This is a genomic window from Pleionea sp. CnH1-48 (assembly GCF_024124665.1).
Taxonomy (GTDB): Bacteria; Pseudomonadota; Gammaproteobacteria; order Enterobacterales; family Kangiellaceae; genus JAMXSB01.
Genome location: NZ_JAMXSB010000002.1, coordinates 266899 through 288312 on the forward strand (window position 1 = coordinate 266899; position 21414 = coordinate 288312).

A 21414-nucleotide genomic window follows, 5' to 3' on the forward strand; every position below is an offset into this window, starting at 1 on the left:
AGCAGCTCACAATAAAATTGACTGCAAAACGCCTTCGTATTAAAAAAGCAGATGAGTGAAGATCTAATAAAAAACAGCAGAGACTGAGTTAGAAGTACTCAGTGAGTAATAAGCTTTGCCATGATCAAATCACGCTGAACATCCTCTCCTAACCGAAAAGTATGCTCACCCGCCTCTGAGAAGCCAAACTTTTCATAGAAGCGAATGGCTCTGGGATTATGCTCCCACACACCGAGCCAGATTCCATCCACCCTCAAGCGCTCAGCCTCTTCCAACACTGCCGTCATTAGCTGCTGTGCGATACCTTGTCCGTAGTAGTTTTGCTCTATGTAAAACCGCTTGATTTCCATAGGATGGGCGACATCCACTGCAGAATGAGAGTGATTTAGGACAAGTTGCACATAACCAGCCAGCATTCCTTGAACGACCGCAACCAGAGTGATTACCTTAGGGTCCTCTAGCTCTTTCTTTAGCTGCTCATCACTAAAATGATGGTCGCAGTAAGCATCCATATCATCCGCTGCATTGTCAGACGCAAATGCCTGGCGAAAAGTCTGCTCACAGAGGTTAGCAAGTTCCTTAATATCATCAACAGTGGCTAAGCGGATACTTGTCATTATCCTTATTCCTTTTAAAAATAGTTCACACCCAATTGTAACTATTAGATAAACCCATCGACTAATAAGTTAAACCATCAAGATATAACAATAAATGACTATCGACTACGAACAACTCATTGAGGCCAATATTCGAACGATTCGTAATATCGCTCGAAGTTACACGGCTCTTCATGATCACGAGGATCTGATGCAAGAGATAATGATTCAATTATGGCGTAGCCGCAACAATTTTCGAGGAGATGCCAAGGCCGAAACCTGGCTTTACCGAGTAGCAATCAATACGGCCATCTCTTATCAAAGATCAGCGATCAGAGAGCGAAAAAATAAGGCTCACAAACCGCTTTCTAGCCAAGAGCAGCTACAACTCTCCGGCTTAAGCCAGGAAGAAATACTCTCGACCTTCGTCTCTCAGCTCAATGATGTCGATAGAGCCGTATTTGTTATGTACCTCGATGGATTGAATGCCTCGCAGATGGAAGAAGTACTAGGAACCAAGGCAAACACCATCAAGGTCAGAATTTCACGATTAAAAACCAAGTTTCGCGAAACGTTTGTCGATTAAGCAGCAGCCCTATTTAACAGAGGAACACTTATGGAACTCGATGACTTAAAACAAGCCATGAATGACGAAAAAGCTCACCAACCAACAATCGAATCAAGGACATTCAAAATGATGACTCAAAATGTTGACCTGTTTAACAAAAAGATAAAGCGCCACTTTATAATGGAAGTTGCTGTTGCTATTTTTTCTTTCGTTACGGTGATGATGTTCATTATTAAAGGGGACTATCTGTATCCCATGATCATTGAGGAGCTATTTCCTTCCCTTGTGGCAAACGGTGCTCCTCAAATGAACATTATGATGTACGCAGCCATGAGTTTGATGGCGCTTTATTGCCTTGTTATTCCAGTTAAGCTTTATCTATCTCTCCAACCCAAAGAGAGTATGAGCTGGACGCTTTCTTCTCGCATTAACAACGAAATCGAACTGCTGGAGCAACAGAACGCTTTTTGGTCTCGCGCTCATTTATGGTCTCTCATACCAGCGACTGTTATCGGAGTGTCATTCTTTTGGGGATTGCAATATAGTTTGTTAGGCAGTTGGGTACCAGGGTTCTATTTATGCTTGTACTTTGCCTTTATTGCAGTATCCATGCTGTTATGCCTTTGGTTGAAAAACCATTTGGTTAAAAAAGAGATTGGGCCTTTGCTTAAAGAACTTTATATAACCAAGTCAGAACTGAATAAAGTGCTTAATAACGAGCAAAGTGGAAGTTCACACTCACCGGCTTAAAACTATGATGAGAACACAGCCGTTATATTGAGCAGTCATCTTGAGCAACTTGCTCAAGATGACTGCTCAACCGATTCAAAAAAAGGTATAACAGATAGACAAATTAAAAAGCTTATTCACTACTCTGTCACAACAACACCAGTTAGCTCTCTAACGCCTTTTAATGATGAACAGCCGACTACCACCAACTCCTCTAAGTTGGATATTTCTGCCAAGACGCTTCCATCAACAATCTTTTCACAGCCACTCAGAGTCAAATATTTTAAATGCTTTAGTGATTTTAGAGCCGATATGTCTTCCAGTTGAGGATTAAGAGTTAACTCCAGATACTCTAGCTCAGCAAACCGTTCGATCCCATCTAAAGATTTCAGTGCATGGCAGTGCGGCAAGGATAAATGCCTTAGATGTGATGAAATTCCCTTCCCTTGCATAGAAGTAAGATGTTGATGGTGAGCTAATTGAAGATAAAATAATCTAGATAGCGGTTTAGAAAAATCTAACTCGGTAATGCCCGAGTCTTCCAGACATGAAAACTGCTCTAAGTGCGTTAACTCAGCGAGCTCGCTTAATGAGTTTAACTTAATTTTTTTGACTGATAACTCTTTCAGCGTCTGCAAACTCGATAGGTCTTTTGCCGTCAAGCTATTGTCTTCTACCTGTAGATTCAACTTTTTCAACAATGGCAAGGCTTTAAGGTAGGTTACTTCTCTGCTCGCTTTTACTGACAACTCCAGCTCTTCGAGTTTCATAAGTGACGCAATAACATGCGTATCGATTAGGTGGTCGCAAGCTTGAAGAATGAGATGACGTATGGGCAAACCATGAATACCATCGATTTTGACCAGTGCAGACATGTCCCTAAGAATTAAGGTTTCGAGTTGCTTACATTTTGCCAGCGAGTCGACTTCGGTTAAATTGGCAGACGCCGAAATATCTAGAAAGCGAAGCTTAGTCGCATGTTTCAATAGAGCGCTGTCATCTAAATAAGTATTACCACGACACTCTAGATACCCTAGCCCTTTTGCACCATCGAAATAAAAAAACTCTGTGGGTGTAGTAAAACTGCCCGTCTGCAACCAGGTAAGATTGCTTAACATATCTGAAGAAATGATCTCGTCTTCGTGTTCAAGTGCCAGCGCTTTTACCAGCTGCCAACGAGGCATCAGAGCCCCTTGCTCAATAATCCACTTCACCCATCGACGCGGTGCTTGACGAAGGGAGTCAGGCCAACTGTCCAGCAAGGAAGAAAATGCATCAACAGCTTCTTGTTCAAAACCTCTATCACTTAATGCATCAAGATAAACAGTAATCTGATTCCAGTGTTCTTCTGAGGGTCCTTTATTGGCGAGCAGTTGTATTTTCTTATTAATATTCTCTTTCAACATTCGTTGTCGTCTTATATTTTTAGTGTTCTTCTAGCTCTTTAATTTTTTCCAGGCTTCTCTCAAAAGCAGGATCCGGAATTTCGCCCGCAAAGAGGCGCTTCATAAACTCGAGCATCGCCTTACCAGCACTGTTCAACTGTTGTGCAACTTCTGCACGATACGATTCGAGAACTCCCGGCTTAAATCGCCCTTTCACCCTAACCTGACTAGTAAGATCGCGATTAATAACAAAAACACTCGGCACTTTAAAAGTATCCAGCTGTGCCTTTATCTTATCAGGCTCAAAGTCACAGACCTCCGAAATCATACAGCCTTCAAATATATTTTTTAGCGCACCGCCTTTTATGCCAAAATTCTCGGCAACTGGTAAAACCCAAGTATTGTAAGTCGCGTAACTCTGACTTTGGTTAACAATAAGACGAATGTCTTCTTTGGTCAATACATCAGGGTTGAACTCGTCAAGAGAGGTGGGTTTGCTTTTAGAGTCTCGGCGCTGATCGATTCTAAAACGATCATCCGTTTTTGTTGCAACATTGGCTCGAGTATCAAACCTTACAATGGGATTATCGACTTTATTCGCTTCTCTTAAATATCCGCTGAGCATCTTAATGGATTCTTTCACATCGGTTCCAAAAAGATTCTTTTTTGACTTCAAAAAATCTTCCCACTTAAACAGTAAGTTCGGCTCTGGCAAATAGGTATTCTTCGCTGTGTTACGCTCAGGATCTGCATCACCAATCGCCGTTCGCATAGCGAGATCTAATCGATGGCCTATCATGGCCAGAAATTCACTCTTATCAACATCACCACCTTTGGATTTTTCTCTGAACTCATAACCGCCAGAGATGACGGTAGGAGGCAAAGAACCGCCTCCTTGTTCTTTTACCAACTCTTGAATGATCATTAGATACTGATCAAAAACTGGCACTAAAACCTGTTGCCCATGTTTATTACTAGCGCGAGATAATAAGCTAGGCGCATCAGGGTCACTCACATGCACCCAAACATTCTCTACTTTCTTTTGTAACGCTGATGCAACAGGTTTTGTTTGGTCAAATGTCCAGCTGCGAGCAGCGCCATAGGGGATTTTAGTTCTCTTCTCGCTTTCATAGAGCTTAACACGGTGCTGAAAGATACCTTGTTTTGAAAATGCACTTCTCACATCCTTAATTTTTGCCGGGGCTCCCTTTGCGGTATACCACTGATGCCATAAAAAACCATCCGCATGCAAACCAAATGCACTCCACGATTTAACAGAGTTAATGTCCTTTTGTATCTCAACATCACTTCTCCCCTGAAGATCCGCTTTATAATTAACTCCAAAAACCAGCGCCAGCGCATTACGAGCACCTTGATCACTCATACTTTCTTGCAAGTAAAGATTAGCCACATCAAGAGGCCCTTTACCTCCCTTCGATTTTGGAATGGTAGTAATTGAGCCGACAAAAGCATCCTCAGTATCTTTTGCTATATTATCCACGTTGTTAGCAGCAGGGCTGAAGGTCTGCTCATCAATATGCCCGACAATATTATCTTTAATATAAAAGCCAAACTTAGATTTCATACTATTATCAGATAAAACCACTTCGTCCGACTTCTTAATGTCAATTATTTCATTATCTATATCAATATCATTGTCAATGGTCAGCATATTGTCCATATAACAATAAGCATCGATATACTCTTCATAGTTCTCGATAGCGTCGTCGAGAATTTGTTGGTTATCACCATCCGACAAGGTTTGCCCTAGCTTGCCAATTTTAACCAAAAAGACATTCACCAGCCGTGTTTTATCTTTTTCGCTAAGTACTCTCTGGACCACGGAGCTTCGGTTTACGGAAAACAACTGAGTAGATTGCGAATTCGGGTTACTGGATGTCTGCTGTCCGAAATCCAGAACTTTTTGTCCCATGATATCAGCTTCTTTCTCTAGCTGAGGCTCATCGTTAACAGCAGCTGACTTCAGCTGTTTGGTGGGCTTTACTCGGCCCTGCTTTTGTTGCACCACATGCCAGGCTTCATGGGGTAAGTGCTTCTCTTGACCACTAGACAGATGAATGTCATTTCCTTGTGCGTAGGCATGGGCTTGAAGTTGAGCGGGTTTAGCCGAATTATAATGTACTTTCACATCATCCATTGAATAGCCCGATAACTGCTCTACTCCTGACTTAATATTATCGGGCAGTCCCCCACTATTTGACACATTCGAAGACATTTGATGATTAGGCGACTGGGCTGCTTTAGATTGCAGTTGAGATAACTTTTGACTACGAAAACTGGTGTCAGCGCTCTGCTGAAGTTTTTGATGCTGCACCGTACTTGGCCGATTGTCAGAAAATTCAGACGAGGCCAACGAAGATGTGGGCTGTTGACGATTTGCTTGGCGATTTTTATCGCCAGAATCTTTTGTTGTATAACGGCTCATGGTTAGAATCCCTGTCTATGTGACCAGAACCAACATTATTCACAAAGGCTGATGAATGCCTGATAACCCCAGATTACAACGCTTTAAGCATTCATTAATTCATCAAGATAAGACATGACCTGCACACTCGCCTCTTCCATTCTTCTGAACGCCTTGATGGCATCATCTTTATTATCGCAGCGGACCAGAGATAAGCCTTCAATTCCATTGCGATGCACCGCTTCATGAGGAGCCGTTAAAGAACGAAAGGCCGAGGAGCTACCAAACTCTTCTTTACCCTGCCCATTGCACCACTGGCCTAATCGGCACATATTGTGATCGGCAAAGGATTCTGCGGATTTGTCACTAAAGCCTAGCGCGACAGAATAAACTTCGGCTTTCCATACAATGTGATCCAGTTTTACGGTTTGCAAAAACGTTTTGGTCGTCGCATCCGTAATCGTGTTTTTCATGGAGTTGCAACAGTCAAGTATGGAGCGATAGTCAGAGTTCAAACTATTCACTCCTTGTGATAACTCCGTGTTGCTATCTTGAATAACCGAAACCGAATCCACAGTTTCGGTTGTCGTATGAATAATCTTGTTAACCAACTCAGCAACTTCGCTGGCAGACGAGTTGGTGCTGTTGGCCAGTGAGCGAACTTCGTCAGCAACCACACTGAAACCACGACCAGCATCTCCGGCTCGAGCTGCCTCAATAGCAGCATTTAGCGCCAACAAATTGGTTTGGTCAGAAATCTGCGATATGGTCGAAACAAAGGTATTAATATTGCCAGCCATTTCGGACAAGCCCGATATGTTGGTGGTCATACTGTCCATGTTTCCCGTTAAGCCCTGCATACCAGAAACAATATTATTGAGTACGTTAGAAGACACTTCGAACAGGTCATTAATTTGACCAACTGACTGGCTTTCGGCCTCAATCCGCTCGTAAGACAAGAGTACACTTTGTCTGACGCTATCGACTTGCAACAAGCTTTCTATCGAATTAGCCAACATACTCATAGTAAAGGAGTCATCAGACTGTCCTTGAGTTTGCTCCAACGCTTGAGCTATATCATTCTTTTGCATCTCTAGCAGCGAGACTTGCTCCTTAAGCTCAGCATTTTCTGCACTTAACTTATCATAATCATCCGATAGCTGGTCGTACTTACCTTTAGATACAAACATGTATTACTCACCTTAACACACTGTCAACATGAGAGTTGCGCGCCGCAACCTCTCCTTGCTATTTTTGGGGCTAGCTTTAATTTTTGACACGCAGTAACCCGACTTTACCTGAATATAGTCGATGAAAGTGATTATGTCTAAGCGCTGCTAACTGGGCTGCGATTAACTTCTGCCGAGGCTCCTAGCGGCTTCTGGCATTCCATTTTGATATATATAAGTCAGTCCTGAGCACTCTTTAAAACATAGATCTGCTTATCGGATGAAGACGAAAGCTCATTCTCATGATAATCCCCCCAAACACTGTCCACAGATAATCCGGCGGCGTAAAACAATGCCTGGATTTCTTGGGGAAAATACATCCTCATAGCCACTTCCTTTTGCTTATACAAAGAACCATCGCGAAAGTAACGAATGGAGAAACAGTAAAGTTGTGTCCAGGGCTCATAGTAACTTTCCAGGTAAGCCTGAACTGGCAAACCTTGATATTGAAACGTCTTATACGGACGAGACTCATTAGCTGGCCGCGATAGTCTTTTGCAATCTGGGATCTGCACATCGATAATCAGCCGACCAGAGTTTTTCAAACTGGCGCGAAGTGAGCGTAAAGCTTGCAAAGCATCACGATAGTCAATCAAATGCTGAAAAGCATTCGTTGCCATAAATATCAGGTCATAGTGTCCCTGTGTATGACGCGCATCTTCTACCGAGAATGAAACATTAACATTTTGTGCCACGGCGTTGCTTTGCGCTTTGGCAATCATTGCAGGCGAGACATCTTTCCCTTCAATGACATGGCCCTGCTTTGCTAACGGAATAGTCAAACGTCCTGTACCGCAAGCAACCTCCAAGATGCGATGGTAGTCTTTGCACTTTGAATGATAAAAATCGAGTTCAAAGTTTCTATTGGCGAACTCCGCATCATAAAACTCTGCATCGCTATAAAGTGTTAGTAAATCTTCATCAGAGTACATGCTTTTTCACCTCAGAGAGACAAGAAACCACACTGATTGTCTCATCAACAATACCAAAAACAGACCCAGGCACAGCAGCAACTCCCTGAGTTAATAAGTTTCGATAATCACATTCAACCACCGTAAGATACCCAATTGGTTGGCGTGATCCGTCAAATAAATTCGGCCATCGAGCAGCAATATGACGCCAAGCTCTCCCATAGTGTTGGTGCAGGTTGTCTGCCAGACCAAGGTCCACCGTCACCCCTGAATGAGTTTCAAAGCCCTCCAACGGATGTCGACACAATGCCCAGCCCAATGTTTTGGGTTGCAGCTGCACCTTTGCATAACTGCCCACATAGATCACTCGATCTGACGCGAAAGAATAACTCAGCGCCCTTTGTTGATAATCATAGACATTATCAAATAACAACCAGCGTTGCTCTCCTCCCTGCAACCATTGATCGAGATGCAGATGCTCCTGTTCATCTAAATAACGCCCCTCAGGAATAACAGGATTCGTTACGAGCAGTAGCCCTGAATTGAGTTTTGTACTCTCACCTATGTTGTTAAGGCAACTCCGATAGCTCACACTCTTTGCTTCAGCAGGAAGCAAGCGAAAATATTCTGGATAAACATCTTCGGGTAATCCAATAGAATGTCCCCAACCGGTAAACAGTGCAAATAATTCAGACAGCAACGGACGAACACCAAGCGCAGAGCGTCGAAAATAGGACTCACCAAAGATCAGGCTCTTATGGGTCGAAAGTTTCTCTTGCCAGCCCATATTGATAAGCTCATAGAGATCCAAGTCGTCCCACCGCTCCATCTGATCCGACAGCGTACTCTGATACACTTTGAACTCGGCATAATTCATAATGCAAGCCTGTCCAGATGGATAATGCTGTCTTTGGATTCGAGGCTCGCATAGACATCCCCATTGGCCATCATGTTCCAGCTACGGCACATTCCATTAGCAAACTCCCATGAGACAGAAGGCTCCGTATATGCAGCGACCTTGATGGAGGATGCTCCTCGTTGAATCCTATAAACAGGACACCCCCAGGGTAATGTTTCGACCAATTCCCACTGCTGTTGCTGAGCAAGCTCTAATACGAGGCTTAAGGGCACCTGATGACGATAACTCCAATCGTTTGCTGCTCTATCAAAGTAGATTGATTCTGAACTACTCGAAACATAGAGTTCCTTAAAACATATTTCGGCAACCCCTAAAGCCATCGACCACTCGATATAAGCATGTAACTTTTCGGTTGAATCGATTCCACCCTTCTGTAAAACACATACCCAACGTAACTTAAGTGACGAGCTAAGTCTGGCCCGAAACACTTGCGCAAGCTTTTCACTCTCGATATCAAGTCCCATTAGCCGAGCATTGTCATGACGCGAAAAATGGTGTCGAGAAACCGATAACACCGTTAATCCAGCTTGCTCCAATTGGTTGAGGTCCTCCTCAGGATCACGGCTGTTAATCAAGCTGTAGCCATTAGTAATCAAAACCACTTTACTTACATACTCTCGACACAAAGCAATCAATTCCAACAACCGCGGCAAAGGTAATAAACCGGGTTCGCCCCCTCCAGTGATCACCGCTCGATTAATACCCAAAGACACCGCTTTTTCTAAAGCTGCTCGACGTAACCGAGTATCAGCCGTTGTCTGTTTTTGTTCGGCAGAGATAGATGCTGTCGAAAAACAAAAAGAACACTTTGCCTGACACCCCTTGGCAACCGGTAAAAAAGAAAGGCTGCGAGGTTTTAGCTCAGAAAAACCTTGCTGATTGACACCGTTAATTCGATAAGAGTCAGCCATCAAGTCTTCACAGCGGCGCTCTATTTTTTTTCCATCACACCAATCAAATACTCGATTGATTTTAATTTGATCACCCTCAATGTACTGGCCCAGTTGAGTTTCGGTGATGTCGTTTTGGCGCACTTGATGTGGATGTAACAAAGCCTCCATCACAATAATGCGATCATCAGGAATATTGAGTTTTTCTAGCAAGCGAGACGCTTTGTTCACTCCAATATCAATCTCGCTTTCTTCTAGTACAAAAAACACACCAGGATAGCGGCTCCCCTTGATGTTGGATTTATCATAAACCTTTTGATACTTGTTAAATCCCTTTATGAAATTACTAAGCACTGTTAAATGAAAATAAGCCGTCGTCAATATAAAATCTCCTATTAGATAATGCTTTAAATCTTGTCCCTGCGCTCACACGGTTCCTTTGTCTTTGCTAGGCACTTTACTTGTTACTTGATAGTCAATGCCAAAACGATGATTTGCTTGGATAGACAGAACAAAAGACCTGTCGGTATTCGACATACCTAACATTCTAACGCAGCGGCGTCCAAAATGGGATTGGGCTAACAACTGGCCCCCCAAAACAGCGACGCCTGCTTAAACACTCTACTTTCTTAACCATCTTTGCCAATCAAGCAACCAACTCATTCTCATCCGTCTACTTCCATAGGAGTAAGTCAAAACGATAGAATTGCTAATGCTGCTATACAACATTTCACTTTAAGTCGATTTCACTTTTGTTGAGAATATACTCAAGTTTAAAGGTATAAAGTCTTATTTTAAAAGCTAAAGTAAGATTTAAATTTAGTGTCTCACCATGCTCCAAAAGTGTGCAATATTGACAATAGCTATATTTCATCCTATCCCAATAAAGGAGTAGATAGAATAATAACCTTCACCACTGTCGGCTAAACAATATCCCTAACTCGGCTACCAGGATTAGTCATGGATCTAACAAAGGCTGTAACTCATCATGCTTTGGTCGTTCTGCTGCATACTTTGTTGGGGGTTGTCGGATTCTATCTAACCCTCGCCTTCCTCCTGCTAGTTCCAGTCACATCAAATGCGGCATCCTTGAAGCTGTCTGCACAACATCAAGAGTTTGTTCGCCAGAACCCGGTGGTAACCTATTGTGTCGATCCTAACTGGATGCCTTTTGAAGGTATTATAGATGGCAAACATGAGGGTATTTCTGCCGATTACATCAAGCTTTTAGAACAAAAATCTGGCCTCCAGTTTCAACTGGTTCCAACAAGCAGCTGGAGCCAAAGTTTAGAGTACTTTAAATCGGAACAATGCCGCTTACTGGCCATGGTGAATCAAACTACCAAGAGAAAAAAGCAATTCTTATTTAGCAAAGTCTATTTAAAAGATCCCGTTGTGATCGTAACGCAAGATGATGTTCCCTTTATTTCTGGTTTATCGTCCTTATCAGGGCAACGAGTGGGGATCCCCAAGAACTATGCGCAAGAAGAATATGTTAGAGAAAACTACCCAAGAATCCATGTCGTCAGTATGGGTAGCGAGTTAGAAGGTCTTCACTGGGTTTCAGAAGGCAAACTCGATGCATCAATTGGTTCACTCTTATCCGTTAATAAATTGATCAGAGAATCTGGTCTAGGAAACCTGAAAATATCTGGGCGCTCCTCTGCTTATGATGAACTGGCTTTTTCGGCCAAAAAAGATCAAGGGCAGTTGATCGAAGTGCTGGACTTTTTGATTAACAAAATATCTGAGCAGGAACACATTATCATCTTTAAAAAGTGGAGCAGTGTTCAGTATGTTAGTGAAATAGATTACTCCTATTTATGGCAGGCAGGTTTGATCATTCTTCTGATTACCATCATCACTCTGGAGCGCTATTTAACGATTCGAACCTACAACTTAAAGCTAGAAAAGAAAGCCATAAAACTTGAAAAGCTAAAACAAGATCTTGAGGACCGTAACCGCAGACTTGAGTACATTTCGATCCATGACGATTTGACAAAGCTTAAGAATCGACAAGCCATCAATCAAAGTTTGTATTTTCTTACCAATCAAGCGAACCGATATCATTACCCTCTGAGCATGTTACTTATCGATATTGATAACTTCAAACATGTGAACGATCGTTACGGGCATCAGGTAGGCGATCAGGTACTCGTAGCCGTTGCAGAGCTCATTATGACAGCCGTAAGAAACACTGACATTACTGGGCGCTGGGGCGGCGAAGAATTTATTGTGATTTGTCCACATACTCAGCAAAACCAAATAGAAGAGCTATGCAATCGAATTGCAACACAACTCAAACAATATACCATGCCACAGTCACTCACGATCACTTGCAGCTTTGGTATTTCTGAATACACCTCCAATGAAACCGTCGAAAAATGGTTTGAACGTACCGACACAGCACTGTATCAAGCGAAAGCCAACGGTCGCGATACTTTGTGTTATGCCGAAGCTGTCTAATGGATGCTTAGTATTAACATAGACGAATGCTCTACTCGATTAACTAGCGACATTAAGTTGCCACGACACGCCAAATTGATCGTTAATCCAGGCAAAACGCTCACTGAAATCATACTTCTGGGGTGGCATCAAAACAATGCCATCTTTTTTAAGTCCTTCGGCTAACTTGTCCAGTTCTTCGCAAGACTCACATTCAACAAACATAGAAATGGATGGAGTAAACGCGAAGCTATGCTTCACTGGAGAGTCAGTGCAAATAATATTCTGTTCTCCAATACGCAACTCAGCCCTTTTGACCTGCCCTTCAGCCCCTTCTTCATCAGGCCCATAATAGGTTACCGACTTTAGGCTCGACTGAGAAAAGATGGACAAATATAAGTTAATCGCCCTTTGGGCATCACCGTCATACATCAAGAAAGGCGTTACGCTCAGAGTCACTGTGATCTCAACTTAATCTATAGCTCAAAGTGTTGCTTATAGAGTATATTTGACGGTATTGCCAGTTGAGCAGCATAAAAATTCATTGAGCCTAACCTAAGCTTTTGATTAAAAGGAGCTTATAAGCTCATCTAACACTCTCTAACAGAGCAACTTTTTGCCGATTTAATAATGATTTTTTCTTAATAACTGCTATGTTTAAGAGATAGCGATAACAATTGTTCATCCGGGCTGTTGACCCAGTCATTTTCTAACTCTGGCACCGATTTTAAATGCATTAATAATGTACGGAATACTATTTTATAGAGTTCTTCTATATCCACCTATGTTCAGAATAAAATTCTTGATGCCGATATTACTGTTGATCTCATTGTCATCGTTCGCCGACAACAATCAACCAACGGTTTTAATTCTCAACTCCTACCATCCTCAGTATAAGTGGACTGACGAACTCACTCGTGGTGCCATCGAAGTATTAAGTACGAAGGTTCCTACAGAAAACATTCATATTGAATATATGGATAACCGCCGTTTCGCTGATGATCAGAAACATCGGGCATTGCTATTGAAGCTTTATCATTATACTTATAAACAATTTAGGCCTGATGTGATAATCACATCCGATGATGCAGCGCTTCATTTCATCGTCGAGCATGGTGACGATCTCTTCCCAGATATTCCCGTCGTATTTTTGGGAATCAATGTTTTCAATGAATCGATTTTGAAAGGTAAGCAGAACTTTACGGGAGTCATTGAAGGAGTTGAGATTGAGGGCAATTTAGAGTTTATTAGTCAAGTTCAACCTAACTTAAAACAGATTTACTTGCTAGGTGGTACTAAAGATATCGCCTTACACATGGTCAAGTCAGCGAGAGAAATAAAGAAGAGATGGGTACAACGCGAAGACAAAAAACATATACAGCTGCATATTATGGATGACTTTTCACTGGACGAGTTCGGTCAAAAATCCAGTCAGATGAATCAGGAAAGTGCCATTCTGGTTATGGCTATATATCGAGATAATACTGGCCGTTACTTCTCTTATCATCATGACCTTCCCATCTTAGCAGCTCAAAGTAATGCACCAGTCTATGGTATGTGGGGAGCCGACCTCATCATCGGTAGTGGCGCTCTGGGAGGGATGATTAACAATGCTCATCGCCATGGCGGCGCAGCGGCTCAGATTGCACTAAGAATTATTGATGGTGAGCCCGTAGAAAACATCAAGATACAGCCCCAATTACCCTTTGAGCCCACACTAGATTATCATCAAATGCAACGCTTTGGCATAGCTGAAGAACACTTACCCGATAATATCAATTTAGTTAACGAGCCAGTTTCTTTTTATCGTAAGTACACAGCGCTTGTTAACATTGTCGTTACCAGTTTTGTGTTATTAACGGTAATCATTATTCTGTTGTTTATTAACATTGGGCAGCGGCGAAAAATTCAAAATAATCTGCGCCGATTTAATGATGAACTAGAGATGATGGTTCAAGAACGAACTGAAGAATTAAACCAACAAAAAGCAGAAGTAGAACATCTGGCCAACCATGATCAGTTAACAGGCTTGCCCAGTTTGCGACTGGCACTTGATCGTCTTAATATGGCCATCAGCTCTGCGAAGCGAAATAAAGACAGAGTCGCCCTGCTCTATCTGGACTTAGATGGATTTAAAATTGTTAACGACACTCACGGGCATGATGCCGGCGACAAAGTACTACAATATGTCGCGTATAAAATGCGTTCAGTGATTCGAGAAATGGATACCGCATCACGAATAGGTGGAGATGAGTTTCTAATTATTTTAACCAGTATGAACGAACGCCAAGAACTAAAATCATGTTGCTTACGTTTAATTGAAGAGATCAGCTCACCCATGAGCTATCAAAACAATGCTTTGCAAGTGGGTGTGAGCATCGGCGTGGCAGTCTATCCAGATGATGCAGACAGTGCAATCAAGCTAAGAAAAACTGCCGATAAATTGATGTATAAAGTAAAACGGACAGGCAAGAATAATTTTAAACTGGCTCCCTAAGGCTGATGAAGTTCTAAAATCATCACTCCTGTTCCCCACTCGGGTTTAGCAACCGCCATTACATCAAAAGAAACTCTGTCGCCTGGGTTTAGATGTTGATAATCGTCGTTAATCACATGCCATTGCTTATCACCTTCGATGATCAACTCAACCACTTTAGACACGCTGATATCATGCTGCTCAATTAATGCTTGAACGGAGGAAGGAATGTAATTTTCGGCTCCGGTATAAGTCGCCACCAAAGGGCCTTTTAAATGGAAGCCTGTGGTAATGAATAATGAACGCTCGATGTTCTCAATCTCAACGACCTTTTGTGGATGCTGTTTTAAAAACGGGAAGTCGTCAATACTGAACTGAATACTGGGGCTTGATTCAACCATCTCAGCACTTTCTGTGGCACTTTCTGTAGCATTCTCCTTGGCGCTCTCTGAGACTTCAGCAGTATCTTCGGTTTCCTCTTCTTCAAAGGTAGCCGCATCAGATAAGTCAAGATTTGAGAAGTCGATGCCATGAGAATGATTCACTTGCAGAGATTTCTGCTCGACAGGTGCTTTATCAGTGGTGGGCTGTTCTTTTATTACAACACAACCCGATACGAAAGAACACATCCCCAAAGTAAACACTAAATTCTTGAAATTTCTCATAATACTCTTAATGCATTGTCAGTGGTGAATTTTCCTGATATTGATTACCCTGCCCACTCCCTATTGAGCGAACCTGAGTGTAACACAACCGAATCGGTTCTCCATGCTCCAATTTTTGGGTATATTGACAAGAGCCGAACTGTAACAAAAAATTAAACATCGACTCTCGAACCCCACCGCCTCGAGCAGCTCGTTAAATCAGCGACACAATAAAAAAGTTGGAAAAGCCATGATGTACAAGCACACTCTATTTAAACTTCTTATTAGCACAGCGCTTATTCCCTTCACACTGAATGCTTCTGACACCAAAACCGCCACTCCACACGCAGAAGAAATTCGTCGGTTTGAACAAAGCTTGCGCACACCGATCAAGTTTGAAGGCGATAAGAGCTGGACCTTAAAAGGACGTATGAAGCACTATGGTATTCATGGGATCAGTATCGCGGTTATTGAAGACTTTAATATCAAATGGCATAAAGCATACGGTATCCAGTCACTCAAAACCCAACAACCAGTCACCTCGTCTACTCGATTTCAAGCGGGCTCGATTAGCAAACCTTTAACGGCACTGGCAACACTTCAGTTGGTGCAACAAGGCAAAATCTCGCTGGATCAAGAAGCGAATAAAGCACTGAAACGCTGGAAAATCGCGCCAAACCTTCATACCCAAAATAACCCAGTACAAATAAAGCATCTGATCAATCACAGTGCGGGTCTTACGGTTCATGGCTTCGATGGCTACGACCAAAAACAAACATTACCCTCGGTATTGCAAATCCTCAATGGGCGTTCTCCTGCCAATAGCGATGCCGTGATAGTCAACTCTGCACCAGGTGAACTTTTTCGCTACTCTGGAGGCGGCTATACCGTATTGCAGCAGCTCCTTAGTGATGTGGCAGACCAACCCTTTGCCACTCTGATGCAAACCTCTTTATTGCAACCATTGGGCATGACTCACAGTACTTTTGATCAATCAGCACCACAACAGGCACCTAAGCAATATGCCAGCGGCTACCTGCCCGATGGCAAACCGGTTGCTGATGGTTATCGCCGCTTCCCAGAGATGGCCGCCGCAGGACTGTGGACCACCGCCGATGACCTGGCAAAATTCGTGATTGCCCTACAAAAAAGTCTGAAAGGCGACAAACACTCCTACATCTCGCAGGAATACGCGCAGAAGATGATTACTCCCTCAACGATGCCTTATGTAGGAAACGGCTTATTTTTGCGCGGAACGCTCAAAGGCTACGGAGACTACTTCGAACACAGTGGTGGACTCGACGGTTTTACGGCTACTTTGGTCGGCCATCAGCGAGACGGTTATGGCATTGTGATTTTAACCAATGCCAACCAGCCCGATATCCTTAATGAAATTATTTATTCCATCGCTGAGGTCAATCAATGGCAAGACATCATTCCTCCCTTGATGAAAGCACAGCCGTTTAATAAAAAAGAAATTGAACGTATGTCGGGTACCTACCAGTACGATGACTACACCAATATTTCGGTATTTGCTGAGGCAGATCGCGTGTACGCACAATATTCTTTTGAGGGCGCACCAAAAGACGAATTATTTAAAATTGCCGAAAACACCTATGTTCGACGAGAACGTCCGACCAAAATTCGTTTTATCGAGCATAAAGGACAAACCATGTTTGCATTTGTTGAAGCAGACGGCACCGTTAAAGCCTTAAGACCACTAAAATAATTTGTCTCTTATACAAAACAAGCATCATCAACCGATGATGCTTGTTGCCATTCTTAAGCTGTTTCTCTTAAATACCCTCGTCGGCTTTAACAGCCAATAAGTCACAGTCAATATTATCAAGAATTTTCTCTGAGGTAGTTCCTAGTAAACCAGGTTTAAAAGTGGTACCAAGCACCAACAAGTCGACTTCTTTTTCAGCCACCGTATTAACCAGTTGCGTATGTGCGACGCCCTCAACCAAAAAACGGCTGTCTTCACTAAAATGATAGTCGTTCAGTAAGTTGTTAAATTGGTCCTGATGATGTTTTTCAAGCTTCTGTGTGTAATCTTTGTATTGTTCGTTGCTGAAACTGAAGCCATGCATACCAGCTCCCATATCTTGCCATAGTTCCAACCCCACAGGTTCGTAACAATGGATCACCTTTGCCGCTGCTGTGAGTTTATCTGCCAATTGTTCGGTCGTTTTTAATATCACCTGATCCAGCTCAGCGGGTTTATTACGCTGACGCATAGGATCAACCGCTGCCAGAATGTTTTTGTAGCTGGGTGCAGTACCGGTTTTTGCCAACAATAAAGGAACAGGACAAGTGGTCAACAACTGCCAATCGGTAGGCGTGAATAACGCTTTGTTAATCATCGGATGGCGATGGGTAGACTTCACCACTAAGTCAACGTTGGACTTTTCGACTTTCTCTAAAATACCTGCGCAGATAGATTTATTCCACACCACATCATAAGACACATCAACATCGACACTGTCCACCAGATCGAGATAAACATTTAGCCACTTTCTTTTGGTTTCCATGTAGTGAAGTCGGGCTAATTCTCGTTGCTCTTCACCTAAAAAAACCTGAGACAAGAATCCTTCTTCATGAGCAACCAATAACAACTCTATTGACGCATCATAAGCTTTAGCTAGCGCGATGGCTTTGGTTAAAGCAGGCTGGCTATCTTTGGTTGGATCAATATCAACAAGAATGTGCTTAATCTTCATCTTAGCCCTCATTTATCGTTATCACTTTGTGTTCTTCTATTATGTTCTTATTCGATAAATGTGAGCTTGATCCAGATCAGCACAAGAGCATACATCTCACTCAATGATAGTCATGCACCCCATCTACAAAGGCACCACTCCAACTATGTAAAATGACTCGCTAATGAAACCTGTCGATACGGTAAGGGCTCATGTCCATGGATACATGATCACCCGTAATCATCGCCGTCATTAATCGGGCGCTAATAGCCCCTTGCGTTAAACCCAAATGTTGATGACCAAAGGCAAAATAGAGGTGTTGGTGCTTGCTAGATTGATCGAGGACAGGCAAAGAATCCGGCAGCGTTGGCCGACACCCCATCCAGGCGTCCTGCGCAACAAACTCTTTTGGTAATTGTAAAATCGCCTGAGCATGATTTTGCAATAAATGCGCCCGTTGATAATTGGGTTTTGCTTTCAGTCCTGCCAATTCAACGGTACCCGCGAGCCTTAACCCCGACGACATAGGTGTCATAATAAAACTGCGTTCATAAGAAGCTACCGGACGTGACAGACAGTGTTGATGCTCGGGCAACATTAAGTGATAGCCCCGCTCTGTCTCTAATGGGACCGAGTAGCCAAGATTTTTAGTCAGCTGATGGCTCCAGGCCCCCGCTGCAATTAATAATCGTTGGCAGACATAAGATTTTTCGCCTTGCAATCTATAGCCTCGAGGATCGGGATCCACCTGATAAATACGGTCGCGCTCTAACCGCCCTCCCAGTTGCTTAAACTCGTGACGCAACCGCAGAAGCAACTCTCCAGGCTCAATACAAAACGCCGTATCTTGATACCACAAGCCAGCTTTCAGGGTGTCTGATAATAACGACTCCATCGATAACATGGCTTCTTTGGTTAGCCATTGGCACCGAATATCATGACGCTCACTTTGGCGCTGCATCTGACGCAATGCGGCGACTCCCTTATCCGATTCTGCTGTCAACAAATGGCCTTTGGCTTGCAGAAACTCCGGTGCGCCTATATTGGCCAATAGAGCTTCCCAGGCCGCCAGAGCCTGTTGATTCAGTGCTTTTAAACCTTCACGACTGCGTTCAACCGACGCACTGCGCGCATTCCAGAAAAACCGCGCCAACCAGGGGAAAAGCTGCGGAAAATAAGGCCAACGGATAGTGAGAGGCCCCATAGGATCGAGTAGCATTTTTGGGATGCGTGGCAACATAGACCAACTGGCATGAGGGTTAATCTGTTCAATAGCAAAATGTCCGGCGTTCCCCGTCGAACAGCCCTGACGGTCTTGCTTGTCATCAATAATGGACACGTTAAACCCGCGTTGCTGTAGCTCCAATCCACAGCAAACACCTATGATACCGCCACCAATAATCGTAATACTCTGCGACACGCTCTATCCTTATTACCCAATCACTCTGCGCTCGACTATCTTCACAAGATGAAATAACGCTTGAGTCAATGTTGAAAATACAATATTGTATACAATATACATTTAAGCTCAACCTTAAAATCAAAAGGAACACCAATGCAAAATACCTGGTCAGGCGTTTTTCCCGCCATATCAACGCAATTCAATAGCGACGAATCCCTCAACATTGACGCTACCTGTAACATGGTAGAACAACTGATTGATGATGGTATACATGGCATCATCGCTCTTGGAACCGTCGGTGAGAACTACGCTTTGTCTGCAACAGAAAAACTGCAATTACTCAAAGCGTTAAAACAAGCCATTAATGGTCGTGTTCCTTTGTTAACCGGTGTTGCCGAAATCACCACGGCAGCCGCCATCACCTATGTACAAGAAGCGGAAGCCATTGGTGTTGACGGTTTGATGGTGTTACCTGGCCTCGTTTATCACAGCGATCAACAGGAAGCGATCACCCATTTTTCTCGGGTTGCCAAGGCGACTCAATTACCTGTGATGATCTACAACAACCCCGTTAGCTACGGCGTTGATCTGGGTCTCGACAGCATGGAACAATTGGCAGAGATAGAAAACATTGTAGCCATCAAAGAATCAACCACTGACACGCGACGCATTTCTGAACTCTACAGCCGATTTGGTAATCGCTTCAATATCTTCTGTGGTGTTGATGATATTGCGTTAGAAAGTTTACTACTTGGCTGCAATGGCTGGATATCAGGCCTGACCAATGTGTTTCCGCGCGAATCTGTTGCTCTCTATAACTATGCGCAAAGCAAACAAATTGAAGCCGCGCGCGAGCTGTATCGTTGGTTTATGCCATTACTAAGACTCGATACCATTCCCAAGCTCGTTCAATGCATCAAGTTAGCAGAGCAAATCATGGGACGCGGCAGCGAAACCGTACGAGCCCCTCGGTTACCTCTAGAAGGTGCAGAGCGCGAGCAAGTCGAAACACTCATGCGCGAAGCGCTGGCCACTCGCCCTAAAATACAGTCGCTAAAGGTAGCCTGATATGCGCAAAGCTTCGTTCCAGTGTATCGATGCTCACACCTGCGGAAATCCGGTTCGTCTTATTGTGTCTAACGCTCCCCAGTTAGAGGGAGCCACCATGGGCGAAAAACGTCTGGACTTTTTGGCGCACCATGATTGGATTCGTCAGGCGTTGATGTTTGAGCCACGGGGCCACGATATGATGTCCGGCGGCTTTCTTTATCCTGCAATCAATGCCGACAGCGATGCGTCCATTTTATTTGTCGAAACCAGTGGATGCTTGCCCATGTGTGGGCACGGCACCATCGGTATTGTGACAGCCGCCATTGAGCATGGTTATTTGCAGCCGAAAACACCAGGCCAGCTGACTCTGGATGTTCCCGCTGGAACCATCAAAGTTGAGTATCAACAGAATACCGATGGCAAAGTCACCGCCGTAAAAATTTTTAACGTGCCTTCTTTTCTGGCCTTTCAAGATCAAGAAATCGACATCGAAGGGTTTGGCAAACTAGGTTACGACGTTGCCTACGGTGGAAACTTTTACGCCATTATCGAACCGCAACAAAATTACCCCGGACTCGTCGAGTTTGGTGCCAGTAATATTGTTCGTTGGAGTCCAGTCATACGGGCAGCCATTGATCAGCAATTGAATTGCGTCCACCCACTGGATAGCAAAGTAAAAGGCTTGTCTCATCTGCTCTGGACTGGTGAACCACAGAACGCTGATTCAGATGCCGCCAATGCGGTATTTTATGGTGCCAAAGCCATTGACCGTTCACCTTGTGGAACGGGCACCAGCGCGCGCATGGCACAACTTTTTGCTAAGCGTCAGTTGCAACAAAATGACACTTTCGTTCACGAAAGCATTATTGGCAGCCAGTTTAAAGGTCGCATCGAAAGCACCTGCGAAATCGGCCATCATCTGGCGATCAATCCAAGTATCGAAGGCTGGGCACAGGTAACAGGAATCAATACCATCTTTGTTGATCCTGCCGACCCCTATGCTCAAGGCTTTTCAGTGACTTAATTACCCTTTCAAAGGAACA

General features: G+C 43.5%; 18 protein-coding genes. 7 read left to right on the forward strand and 11 right to left on the reverse strand.

Going from position 1 to position 21414, the window contains the following annotated elements; genetic code table 11:
- Positions 1 to 98: 98 nt before the first annotated feature.
- On the reverse strand, positions 99 to 617 hold the full coding sequence (locus tag NH399_RS03705; RefSeq protein ID WP_253037085.1) for a GNAT family N-acetyltransferase: 519 nt from the start codon (positions 615 to 617) through the stop codon (positions 99 to 101).
- A 94-nt stretch (positions 618 to 711) separates the two neighbouring features.
- Here NH399_RS03705 and NH399_RS03710 point away from each other — a divergent pair, with 94 nt between their 5' ends.
- Positions 712 to 1182, forward strand: coding sequence for an RNA polymerase sigma factor (locus NH399_RS03710; protein ID WP_253037086.1), 471 nt, complete (start codon positions 712 to 714; stop codon positions 1180 to 1182).
- A 30-nt stretch (positions 1183 to 1212) separates the two neighbouring features.
- Positions 1213 to 1914, forward strand: a complete 702-nt coding sequence (locus NH399_RS03715) for a hypothetical protein (protein ID WP_253037087.1) — start codon at positions 1213 to 1215, stop codon at positions 1912 to 1914.
- Positions 1915 to 2033: 119 nt separating this feature from the next.
- Here NH399_RS03715 and NH399_RS03720 read toward each other — a convergent pair whose 3' ends face one another.
- From NH399_RS03720 to NH399_RS03745, 6 genes are all read right to left on the reverse strand, one after another.
- A complete protein-coding gene (locus NH399_RS03720) occupies positions 2034 to 3299 on the reverse strand; it encodes a hypothetical protein (RefSeq protein WP_253037088.1) in 1266 nt (421 codons plus the stop codon).
- A gap of 19 nt (positions 3300 to 3318) precedes the next feature.
- Positions 3319 to 5724 (reverse strand): DUF4157 domain-containing protein, encoded by a 2406-nt coding sequence (locus NH399_RS03725; RefSeq protein ID WP_253037089.1) that lies wholly within the window; start codon positions 5722 to 5724, stop codon positions 3319 to 3321.
- A gap of 83 nt (positions 5725 to 5807) precedes the next feature.
- Positions 5808 to 6893: a methyl-accepting chemotaxis protein gene (locus tag NH399_RS03730; protein ID WP_253037090.1), complete on the reverse strand. Its 1086-nt coding sequence runs from the start codon at positions 6891 to 6893 to the stop codon at positions 5808 to 5810.
- A 218-nt stretch (positions 6894 to 7111) separates the two neighbouring features.
- On the reverse strand, positions 7112 to 7864 hold the full coding sequence (locus NH399_RS03735; RefSeq protein ID WP_253037091.1) for a bifunctional 2-polyprenyl-6-hydroxyphenol methylase/3-demethylubiquinol 3-O-methyltransferase UbiG: 753 nt from the start codon (positions 7862 to 7864) through the stop codon (positions 7112 to 7114).
- Entirely contained in the window at positions 7854 to 8720 is an 867-nt protein-coding gene (locus tag NH399_RS03740; protein ID WP_253037092.1) for a hypothetical protein, read from the reverse strand. The genes NH399_RS03735 and NH399_RS03740 overlap by 11 nt, the downstream gene beginning before the upstream one ends.
- Positions 8717 to 10033 (reverse strand): radical SAM protein, encoded by a 1317-nt coding sequence (locus NH399_RS03745; protein WP_253037093.1) that lies wholly within the window; start codon positions 10031 to 10033, stop codon positions 8717 to 8719. Before NH399_RS03745 ends, NH399_RS03740 begins: the two co-directional genes overlap by 4 nt.
- Positions 10034 to 10612: 579 nt before the next feature.
- On the opposite strand from NH399_RS03745, the gene NH399_RS03750 reads away from it, so the two are divergent.
- Positions 10613 to 12118, forward strand: coding sequence for a diguanylate cyclase domain-containing protein (locus NH399_RS03750; RefSeq protein WP_253037094.1), 1506 nt, complete (start codon positions 10613 to 10615; stop codon positions 12116 to 12118).
- A 39-nt stretch (positions 12119 to 12157) separates the two neighbouring features.
- On the opposite strand, the gene NH399_RS03755 is transcribed toward NH399_RS03750, so the two are convergent.
- On the reverse strand, positions 12158 to 12556 hold the full coding sequence (locus tag NH399_RS03755) for a VOC family protein (RefSeq protein WP_253037095.1): 399 nt from the start codon (positions 12554 to 12556) through the stop codon (positions 12158 to 12160).
- A gap of 346 nt (positions 12557 to 12902) precedes the next feature.
- Between NH399_RS03755 and NH399_RS03760 the strand changes: the two genes are divergently transcribed.
- Positions 12903 to 14594 carry an ABC transporter substrate binding protein gene (locus NH399_RS03760; RefSeq protein WP_253037096.1) on the forward strand — a complete coding sequence of 564 codons (1692 nt, stop codon included), beginning with the start codon at positions 12903 to 12905 and terminating at the stop codon, positions 14592 to 14594.
- Here the strand turns inward: NH399_RS03760 and NH399_RS03765 are convergent.
- Positions 14591 to 15238: a hypothetical protein gene (locus NH399_RS03765; RefSeq protein WP_253037097.1), complete on the reverse strand. Its 648-nt coding sequence runs from the start codon at positions 15236 to 15238 to the stop codon at positions 14591 to 14593. The genes NH399_RS03760 and NH399_RS03765 overlap by 4 nt on opposite strands.
- 229 nt (positions 15239 to 15467) lie before the next feature.
- On the opposite strand from NH399_RS03765, the gene NH399_RS03770 reads away from it, so the two are divergent.
- A complete protein-coding gene (locus tag NH399_RS03770) occupies positions 15468 to 16946 on the forward strand; it encodes a serine hydrolase (protein WP_253037098.1) in 1479 nt (492 codons plus the stop codon).
- Positions 16947 to 17013: 67 nt separating this feature from the next.
- Here NH399_RS03770 and NH399_RS03775 read toward each other — a convergent pair whose 3' ends face one another.
- Both NH399_RS03775 and NH399_RS03780 read right to left on the reverse strand, forming a co-directional pair.
- Complete coding sequence (locus NH399_RS03775) at positions 17014 to 17940, reverse strand: universal stress protein (RefSeq protein ID WP_253037099.1); 927 nt, start codon at positions 17938 to 17940, stop codon at positions 17014 to 17016.
- A 160-nt stretch (positions 17941 to 18100) separates the two neighbouring features.
- Complete coding sequence (locus tag NH399_RS03780; RefSeq protein WP_253037100.1) at positions 18101 to 19339, reverse strand: FAD-dependent oxidoreductase; 1239 nt, start codon at positions 19337 to 19339, stop codon at positions 18101 to 18103.
- A 135-nt stretch (positions 19340 to 19474) separates the two neighbouring features.
- On the opposite strand from NH399_RS03780, the gene NH399_RS03785 reads away from it, so the two are divergent.
- The gene (locus NH399_RS03785) at positions 19475 to 20389 is read left to right on the forward strand and encodes a dihydrodipicolinate synthase family protein (RefSeq protein ID WP_253037101.1); all 915 of its coding nucleotides are present in this window, start codon (positions 19475 to 19477) and stop codon (positions 20387 to 20389) included.
- A gap of 1 nt (position 20390) precedes the next feature.
- Positions 20391 to 21395 (forward strand): 4-hydroxyproline epimerase, encoded by a 1005-nt coding sequence (locus tag NH399_RS03790; protein WP_253037102.1) that lies wholly within the window; start codon positions 20391 to 20393, stop codon positions 21393 to 21395.
- Positions 21396 to 21414 lie beyond the last annotated feature (19 nt).